This window comes from Rugosimonospora africana, assembly GCF_016862975.1.
In the GTDB taxonomy this organism is placed as follows: Bacteria; Actinomycetota; Actinomycetes; order Mycobacteriales; family Micromonosporaceae; genus Rugosimonospora; species Rugosimonospora africana.
The window spans coordinates 21,656-29,228 of the sequence record NZ_BONZ01000029.1 but is presented as its reverse complement, the minus strand read 5'-3'; the positions used below and the strand labels follow the sequence as shown (position 1 = coordinate 29,228).

At 70.1% G+C, this 7,573-nt stretch carries 8 protein-coding genes; 4 read left to right on the top strand and 4 right to left on the bottom strand.

Annotation, left to right across the window (positions count from 1 at the left end; all coding sequences use genetic code 11):
- Positions 1 to 637: 637 nt before the first annotated feature.
- A complete protein-coding gene (locus tag Raf01_RS15110) occupies positions 638 to 844 on the bottom strand; it encodes a DUF397 domain-containing protein (protein WP_203918502.1) in 207 nt (68 codons plus the stop codon).
- A 777-nt stretch (positions 845 to 1,621) separates the two neighbouring features.
- Here Raf01_RS15110 and Raf01_RS15105 point away from each other — a divergent pair.
- The 4 genes from Raf01_RS15105 (at position 1,622) to Raf01_RS15095 (ending at position 5,065) form a co-directional block, all read left to right on the top strand.
- Complete coding sequence (locus tag Raf01_RS15105) at positions 1,622 to 1,918, top strand: hypothetical protein (RefSeq protein ID WP_203918501.1); 297 nt, start codon at positions 1,622 to 1,624, stop codon at positions 1,916 to 1,918.
- A 120-nt stretch (positions 1,919 to 2,038) separates the two neighbouring features.
- Positions 2,039 to 2,257 carry a hypothetical protein gene (locus Raf01_RS15100; RefSeq protein WP_203918500.1) on the top strand — a complete coding sequence of 73 codons (219 nt, stop codon included), beginning with the start codon at positions 2,039 to 2,041 and terminating at the stop codon, positions 2,255 to 2,257.
- A gap of 187 nt (positions 2,258 to 2,444) precedes the next feature.
- Positions 2,445 to 2,567 carry a hypothetical protein gene (locus Raf01_RS50535; protein ID WP_275412989.1) on the top strand — a complete coding sequence of 41 codons (123 nt, stop codon included), beginning with the start codon at positions 2,445 to 2,447 and terminating at the stop codon, positions 2,565 to 2,567.
- A complete protein-coding gene (locus Raf01_RS15095) occupies positions 2,564 to 5,065 on the top strand; it encodes a DEAD/DEAH box helicase (protein ID WP_203918499.1) in 2,502 nt (833 codons plus the stop codon). Before Raf01_RS50535 ends, Raf01_RS15095 begins: the two co-directional genes overlap by 4 nt.
- A 29-nt stretch (positions 5,066 to 5,094) precedes the next feature.
- On the opposite strand, the gene Raf01_RS15090 is transcribed toward Raf01_RS15095, so the two are convergent.
- From Raf01_RS15090 to Raf01_RS15080, 3 genes are all read right to left on the bottom strand, one after another.
- Positions 5,095 to 5,598, bottom strand: a complete 504-nt coding sequence (locus Raf01_RS15090; RefSeq protein ID WP_203918498.1) for an SET domain-containing protein — start codon at positions 5,596 to 5,598, stop codon at positions 5,095 to 5,097.
- Positions 5,599 to 5,766: 168 nt separating this feature from the next.
- Entirely contained in the window at positions 5,767 to 6,981 is a 1,215-nt protein-coding gene (locus Raf01_RS15085) for a hypothetical protein (RefSeq protein ID WP_203918497.1), read from the bottom strand.
- A complete protein-coding gene (locus Raf01_RS15080; protein ID WP_203918496.1) occupies positions 6,968 to 7,471 on the bottom strand; it encodes a SigE family RNA polymerase sigma factor in 504 nt (167 codons plus the stop codon). The genes Raf01_RS15085 and Raf01_RS15080 overlap by 14 nt, the downstream gene beginning before the upstream one ends.
- Positions 7,472 to 7,573: the final 102 nt, after the last annotated feature.

Genomic DNA, 7,573 nt, shown 5'->3' with positions numbered 1-7,573 from the left:
GACCGGCGAAGACTGAACCGACCGGGAAACCGGCCACCCCGACGACCCAGCCCACGAGGATCCGGGTCGCGATGTTCTGGCCGCGAGGATCCGGCCCACGAGAATTCGGGCCACGAGGATCCGGGCAGCCAGGTTCGGGGTGCGAGAGCTCGGCCCGCGAGAGTTCGGCCCGCGACTCGCGCGGGAAGGATGCGGGAAAGACGCGAGCCGGTGTCGGCCGCGGGGCAGGTACGCGAGCAGCGTTCGTACGCGAGCAGCGTTCGTACCGGCCCGCGTGATCACGGGCCGGTACGCCCCTCCTGTCGACTCGCCTAGCGAATCTGGTCCCGCCGTGCGGGTGGGGGTCGCCGCGCGGACGGCACCTTTCCGGCTGCCCTTCCGATCGGCCGTTCTCCGATCGGCCGTTCTCGGACCAGCCGTCGTTCTCCAACCGGCCGCTTTCTCTGACCCGCCGGTTCTCCGACCGGCCGTGTTCTCCAACCGGCCGCTTCTCCGACCGGCTCCAGCCGGTCGATTCCTGGCTCAGTCGCTGATCGCGATCGGCGAGAACCGCCGTCCCGTCAGCCTCGTCGGCATCCGGCCGGCCGCCGACCTCGCCTGGCGAAGCTCGCCTGGCGGGATCTCACCCGGCGATCCCTCATCCGGCGAGGAGCTTGTCGAACTCGCCCTTCTTGGCGCCATCGAGGAACGAGTCCCACTCCTCCGTGGTAAACCGCACCGTGCCGGCCTCGGGGCTCTTACTGTTGCGAACCTCGATCAGCCCGGCGCAGCGGCGCGCCTCGACACAGCTGCCACCGTTGCCTGTCGACCTGCTGGACATCATCCAGGCGGTGTCGTCGTTCATCGGTACTCCTCCACGAGATTGACGTTCTACTGATCAACCTGGGCAGCACCTTGATCTCGGTCGGGCGCTCGCAACGCCACGCCCGACCCGGCCGGTCAGCGTCTACAAACTTTTTCCGCTCGCAGAACGTAACCAAGCAGGCCACGCAGTCAGGGCCCGTTGAAGAGCGCGCTGCCCAGCAGTCGGCACATCCTCACCCCTCCCCGTCAGTCTCATCTTTCACGACGAAATTCTGACGTACGTAGGGTAACCGAAAACAGTCATTGTGAACGATCTCTGCGTGACGACTTGTCGCCGCGAATTCTTGCACGATGCATCGGAACACTGTCATGCTTACCGATGTGTGACAAGCGGGGCCCGCCAACTCCGCCGCCCCACACCACCGCATCACCACCACAGCATCACCGCGAGGCACCGCGAACGCACCGCGAACGCATCATGAGCTGCAGCCATGAGGGGGACGGCCATGGATATCCCCGGCCCCACCGTGAGGGTCGACGCCGGCATGCGAGGGGGCACCGACTCGGCGTCGATCCGGCTGCGCCCGCGACCGACCGGCGGTCGCGTGGTCCCGCACCGCTCCACCTGTACCTGGTCGGTGTCCCAGCCGCCGACCGGTGGGCGCGCGGCGTACCACGGGCCGACCGGCGGTCGTGTGGCGGGAGGGTTGTCGCTCGACCGCGCTCATGACCGTCCGCACGGTAGTCCGCAGGACCGTTCGCAGGGTCGCTCACCCGGTCGCCCGGGTCGGTCACGCGGTCATCGGGTGGCGATCGCATGAACGCGTCCGGCCCGAGAGAGGAATTCACGGTCCGCTTCCCGGACCCGGCCAGCGAGCCGGATCATCCGGCCGAGGTTCAGGTACGCGGCACCGTCGACCACGACAGCAAGACCATCACGTACGAGCTGCCTGACAACACCCGTACCACCTTGGATGTGGTCACCGCTCGGGCGCTGCAGATGATTCTCTGGGAAGGGGTGTTCGGCTCGTTGCAGCCCAGCGGCCCGCGCCTGCGGGTCGAGCGCCGCAACAACGAGTGGCCCACGCGTTTCACCAACCACAAGCCGACCTGAGTACCCGACCGGGTCCGCCCCGGCACCCGGTCGGCTCCGGCGCAGGTCGGACGGATTCGCTACAAGTACCGTACCCAGCGCGTTTTGCGCAAGCGTCGGACGCTTGGATACGGTGTCATGGTGAGAATCGAGCGTCATTGGTGGAACGGGAACCGGAGCGTCAGCGGACGCCGTGACGTGTACATCCGCACCGATGGTCAGCGCTGGGAGGTGGAGGCGCAGGCCGGCGGCCTCACCGGGCGCTCCAAGGTGCAGCAGTGCCCCAGCCTGTCCTCCGCGGAGATTCTCGCCGACGCGTGGCGGGGCAGTCGCCCCGAATGGCGCGAGCTGACCCACTGAGTCGTCGACGGCTCTCGGGTGATGCCTCGGGGCGATGTCTCCGGGCGATGTCTCCCGTTAAGCGGAACCGACATCGGGTGATGGTGCGGGCACGAAGCGTGGTATCACCCTCCCGTCGTGGTTGCGCGACGCCGGCAGCGGGTACCCTCGGGAATTCCCGACGCCTTTCGACTGGAGCCTGACCACCGTGGAGCCGACGCGGCGCGCCGAGATCCGCACCCGCCGCATCCGCACCCACCGGGGCATCAAGCACCGAGGCACCAAGCACCGGGGCACCACCCATCGGGGCACCTCAGGGAGCGCGGCGTGACGTTCATCGACGAGTTGCGCCGGGATCCGTCCCCGGACGCCGTTTTCGACGCCTTCTCCCGGTGGGCGGCCGAGCGCGGGCTGGACCTGTACCCACACCAGGAGGAAGCGCTCATCGAGGTCGTCTCGGGTGCGAACGTCATCCTGAGCACCCCGACCGGCTCCGGCAAGAGCCTGGTCGCGATCGGCGCGCACGCCGCCGCCCTGGCACAGGAGCGGCCCACCTACTACACGGCGCCCATCAAGGCTCTGGTGTCGGAGAAGTTCTTCGCGCTGTGCGACGTCTTCGGCCCGGAGAACGTCGGCATGCTCACCGGCGACGCCAGCGTCAACGCCCAGGCCCCGATCATCTGCTGTACCGCCGAGATCCTGGCCAACATCGCGTTGCGCGACGGCGACCTGGCCGACGTCGGCCAGGTGGTCATGGACGAGTTCCACTTCTACGCCGAGCCGGAGCGCGGATGGGCGTGGCAGGTGCCGCTGATCGAACTGCCGCAGGCGCAGTTCCTCCTCATGTCGGCGACACTCGGCGACGTCACCCGGCTCGCCGACGACCTGACCCGGCGCACCGGCCGGCAGACGGCGGTGGTGCGCTCGGCGCAACGCCCGGTGCCGCTGCACTACACGTTCGCCATGACGCCACTGCACGAGACGCTGGAGGAGTTGCTCTCCACTCACCAGGCGCCGGTCTACGTCGTGCACTTCACCCAGGCGGCGGCGCTGGAACGGGCGCAGGCGCTGATGAGCACGAACCTGGCCACCCGGGCGGAGAAGGATCTGATCGCCGAGGCGATCGGCAACTTCCGGTTCACCGCGGGATTCGGCCGTACGCTGTCCCGCCTGGTACGCCACGGCATCGGCGTGCACCACGCGGGAATGCTGCCGAAGTACCGGCGGCTGGTGGAGACTCTGGCGCAGGCCGGCCTGCTGAAGGTGATCTGCGGTACCGACACCCTCGGCGTGGGCATCAACGTGCCGATCAGGACGGTGTTGTTCACCGCGTTGTCGAAGTACGACGGCACCCGTACCCGGCTGCTGCAGGCCCGGGAGTTCCACCAGATCGCCGGGCGGGCCGGCCGCGCGGGGTACGACACCATCGGTACCGTCGTCGTGCAGGCACCCGAACACGTCATCGAAAACGAACGCGCGGTGGCGAAGGCCGCCGGCGACCCGAAGAAGCTGCGCCGCCTGGTGCGCAAGAAGCCACCCGAGGGCATGGTGGCCTGGGCGCGGCCGACGTTCGAGCGCCTGGTCGCGGCCGAGCCGGAGCCGTTGAAGTCACAGTTCGCGGTGAGCCACGCGATGCTGCTCAACGTCATCGGCCGGCCCGGCGACGCGTTCGCCGCGATGCGTCACCTGTTGACGGACAACCACGAGGACCGTGCGGCGCAGCGCCGCCACATCCGCCGCGCCATCGCGATCTACCGGGCGCTGCTGGCCGGCGGGGTGGTCGAGCGCCTGGCCGAGCCGGACGCCGACGGCCGCCGGGTACGCCTGACCGTGGACCTGCAGTTCGACTTCGCGCTCAACCAGCCGCTGTCCCCGTTCGCGCTGGCCGCGATCGAACTGCTCGACCCGGACTCGCCCGGGTACGCGCTGGACGTCCTCTCGGTCATCGAGTCCACATTGGACAATCCACGCCAGGTGCTCTCCGCCCAGCAGTACAAGGCGCGCGGCGAGGCGGTCGCGCAGATGAAGGCGGACGGCATCGAGTACGAGGCTCGGATGGACCTGCTGGAGAACGTCACGCACCCGAGGCCGCTGGCCGACCTGTTGGAGGACGCCTACGCGATGTACCGGCGCGGGCACCCGTGGGTCGCCGACCATGAGGTGGCGCCGAAGTCGGTGGTCCGCGACATGTACGAGCGGGCGATGACGTTCACCGAGTACATCGCGTTCTACAGCCTGTCCCGGTCGGAAGGGCTGGTGCTGCGCTATCTCGCGGACGCGTACAAGGCGCTGCGCCAGACGGTACCGGAGGAGGCGAAGACCGAGGAGCTGATCGACCTCATCGAGTGGCTGGGCGAGATGGTCCGGCAGGTCGACTCCAGCCTCATCGACGAGTGGGAGCGGCTGCGTAACCCGACCGACGACCCGGCCGAGGTCGTGGCGGCGGCACGCCCGGCCGCGCTGACCGGCAACGTGCGGGCGTTCCGGGTACTGGTACGCAACGCGCTGTTCCGGCGCGTCGAACTGGCCGCCCTCCGCCGGTACGACGAGTTGGGCGAACTGGACGCCGACGCGGGCTGGGACGCGGACGCCTGGGCGGATGCGCTGGACGCGTACTTCGCGGAGCACGAGGACCTCGGTACCGGCCCGGACGCCCGCGGCCCCAAGATGCTGATGATCGAGGTGACCCCGGACCGGTGGCTGGTACGCCAGATCTTCGACGATCCGGCCGGCGACCACGACTGGGGAATCAGCGCGGAGGTGGACCTGGCGGACAGCGACGAGGCGGGTGTGGCGGTGGTACGGGTGACGGACGTCGGCCAGCTCTGACCCGCCCGACCCGCGTGGCGGGCGCGCGGTCAGCCGCGGAAGCGGCGCTGGAGGTACCAGGAGAAGTACTCCCCGTACCGGCGTTGCAATTCCGGACGCTGCCAGTCCCGCCCATCGATGACGCCCCGGCAGCCGTCCGCGCCGCACCGGCACTCCATCGCGCCGTCATAGTCGTCGAACAGCGCGTAGTCGGTGGTCAGCTCTTCCCCGGCGGCGATGTCCCGCATGGCCACCAGCACGATGTTGCCGGCGAATCCCACATTCGGTTCGCAGGAGTGGTTGATGTACAGCATCACCGGGTCGTACTCGTCGTCGTCGAGGGCGGCGAGATGGAACCCGTCGGCGATCTGGATCTCGGAGTTGGCCAACCGGTCCGGCAGGCGGTGCAGGGCCGCGGTGTCGATGATGTGACCGCCCTTGACCGCGACGATCTCGTCGCGCGCGATCGGCGCCGTCGCCGTCAGTCCCCGACCCTGGATGGCGCTGGGTCCACCCTTCGCGGCCTTCGGTGAGATGTAGCTAGCTATGCCCACGGCGCCATTGTCCCCCGCCTGTCCTCCGCGCCTTCGGCGCCATCGTCCTCGGCGCCCTCGCCTTCCGCCGCATTCGCCTCCCGCGCCCTCGGCGCCGTCGGCCTCCGCGCCATTGCTCTCTGCGTCATCGATCGCCGCTCAGCCGCAGGCTGGCACCGCGGTCGCCACTCAGCCGCGGGCTGGCACCGCGGCGGCCGTGATGTGCACCCCGGCGGCGAAGCGCAGCAGATCGGGCTGATCGATCCGCAGGCGCTCGGGCGCCTGAACCGTCAGCGACCGCCCGTCGCCCTCGTCGATGCGCAGCATGACGACGTTGTCGACGACGTGCAGCCAGCCGGCCCGCGCGCCGACCTTCACCGGCCGGTCGCCCTGCATGCGCGCCGGTTCGGCATCCATCGACACGACCAGCTTGTCGACGAAATCGGAGCTCGCCGCGACCCCCGGCGGACGGAACGTGACCGTCGAGGGACTGATGTTGTCGACGGCGAAGTCGGCGGGCACCAGGTCGAAGTCGAACGGTCCGGGCTGGGTGACCGGCTGCGGGCTCAGGGCGGAGGCGAAATCCGTCAGGTCCACGGTCGAGATGGTTTCCGGTGCGCTGACGCCGACCCAGGGTCCGCCCCGCTCCGTCCAGGTCAGCACGTAGTCCGGGGGGCCCGCGGGGGACGGCCGCTCGCCGATGACCCCCACGATGCCGTGCACGGTCGTCGAGCGGACCTTTATCGCCGCGGTGAACGGCCCGTCGTCCCATGGCGATCCGGACACCACCACGGTCACCGGGTCGGTCGTGGCCGAGTCGGTCGTAGCTGGGTCGGCCGTGGCCGAGTCGGTCGTGGCCGAGTTGGTCCCGGGCTGGCCGGTCGTGAACTGGCCAGCCTGCGGGGACGCGCTCGGGCCGTCGGACGGAAGCACCGCCGCCCCCGCGGCGTCCGATCCGACCATCGGCAGGCGCGTGCCGGTCGGCAGTACCGGCGGGTTGGTCCGCGACTGGGTGTCTTCCGCCTCCGCCGGCAGGTACTGGAGCGTGGGCCGCCCGGCGACGAGCGTCAGCATCGGTCGCGTCCCAGGTACCGGGGCGGCCGGCGGTGTGAACGGGAAGGTGAGGTCGACCGGTGAGCCGGCGGCGAAGTTCACGCCGGCCACGTCCTGACCGAGCCCCATCGACAGCTTCGGCTGGATCGGGGCGGGCCGGGCGGCGAGGGTGGCCGCCCCGGACGCGGCCAGTACGAGCGCCAGCGCGGCGCCACCGGTGGCAACCGCGCGCCTGCGCCGCCGGCGCCGGACGGCGGCCTGCCGTACCCGGGAGAGCATCAGGTGCCCCGCCGGCGCGTCGTACGCGTACCGGCTCAGCATGTCCCGGAGCTGCCGCTCAACCTCGGTCATGTCCGGCTCCCACCACAGCCGGGTCGGTCAGCGCGACCCGCAGGCGTTTCAGCGCCTTGAACGCGTGGACTCGCACGGTGCCCTGGGTACACCCGAGCATCAGCGCGATGTCGGCGTCGGCGAGGTCCTCGTAGTACCGCAGCACGACCACCGCCCGCTGCGCGCGCGGCAGGGTGGCCAGCAGTGACCACATCTCGTCCCGGTCGACGATCCGCTCCACGGCCGGCGCCGGATCCGGCGCCTCCGGCAACTGGTCGACGGGCAGCTCCGTGCTGGACCGGCGGCGGCGCCACGACAGGTACTGGTGCAGGATCGCCTTGCGCACGTACGGCTCCGGACCATCCTGGTGCTCGATGCCCGACCACCGCCGGTGCACCCGCACCAGAGCCTCCTGCACGAGGTCCTCGGCGAGGTGTCCGTCGCCGGTGAGCAGGTAACCGAACCGCAGCAGAGCGGGGGTGCGTGCCATGACGAACTCGGCAAAGTCCACCCGCGCGCGCCTCCCGTCCGGTCTCCCGCCTACCTGTCCGACGCGACCGGTCGGGCCGGGCGTTTACCGGTGCCTCGGTCGCGACCGACCGCACCGTGCCCT

Coding starts and splice junctions, on each gene's coding strand:
- Raf01_RS15110 (WP_203918502.1), bottom strand. CDS start 844: ATGAACGACGACACCGCCTGGATGATGTCCAGCAGGTCGACAGGCAAC.
- Raf01_RS15105 (WP_203918501.1), top strand. CDS start 1,622: ATGAACGCGTCCGGCCCGAGAGAGGAATTCACGGTCCGCTTCCCGGAC.
- Raf01_RS15085 (WP_203918497.1), bottom strand. CDS start 6,981: ATGACCGAGGTTGAGCGGCAGCTCCGGGACATGCTGAGCCGGTACGCG.